At 43.4% G+C, this 712-nt stretch carries 2 protein-coding genes; both read left to right on the top strand.

Annotation, left to right across the window (positions count from 1 at the left end; genetic code table 11):
* Positions 1-476: recombinase RecT (locus tag HMPREF3129_RS00530; RefSeq protein WP_175437859.1), on the top strand; the 476-nt coding region annotated here is incomplete at its 5' end.
* Positions 466-712: single-stranded DNA-binding protein (locus HMPREF3129_RS00525; protein WP_139142861.1), on the top strand; the 247-nt coding region annotated here is incomplete at its 3' end. The genes HMPREF3129_RS00530 and HMPREF3129_RS00525, both read left to right, overlap by 11 nt.

The raw sequence follows: 712 nt of genomic DNA, 5'->3' as shown, positions 1-712 counted from the left end.
AATCAAATGTGCAGTTAATTATTGGTTATCGAGGAATGATTGATCTAGCCCGTCGCTCAAATCAAATAATCAGCATTTCAGCCAGAACGGTAAGGCAAGGCGATAGTTTCCACTTTGAGTATGGACTGAATGAAAACTTAACGCACGTGCCGGGTGAAAATGAGGACTCACCAATTACACACGTTTACGCTGTCGCAAGGCTGAAAGATGGCGGTGTCCAGTTTGAAGTTATGACGCATAACCAAATTGAGAAAGTCAGAGCATCAAGCAAGGCTGGTCAAAATGGGCCTTGGGTTTCTCACTGGGAAGAAATGGCGAAGAAAACCGTTATCCGTCGTCTTTTTAAATACCTGCCTGTTTCTATCGAAATGCAGAAGGCGGTAATTCTTGATGAAAAAGCAGAGGCTAATGTCGATCAGGAAAACGCCTCAGTATTTGAAGGTGAGTTTGAGGAGGTAGGTAGTAATGGCAATTAACACAATAACGGCAAGTGGAAACTTAGGTAAAGATTGCGAACAGCGATGGACGCCAAATGGTAAAGCGGTTGCATCTTTTAGTTTGCCAGTGAAACAAGGTTACGGAGAACACGAAAAAGTATCTTGGGTTATCTGCAAGATGTTTGGCCCTAAAGCTGAAAAGCTACCTCCGCATCTAACCAAGGGAATAAAGGTTACTGTTACTGGTGAGTTCGTCATGGAAGAATGGACAAGCC

Source organism: Proteus sp. HMSC14B05 (assembly GCF_001808035.1).
Taxonomy (GTDB): domain Bacteria; phylum Pseudomonadota; class Gammaproteobacteria; order Enterobacterales; family Enterobacteriaceae; genus Proteus; species Proteus mirabilis.
The sequence above is the reverse complement of the archived record's forward strand: the minus strand, read 5'-3'. Positions and strand labels throughout refer to the sequence as shown.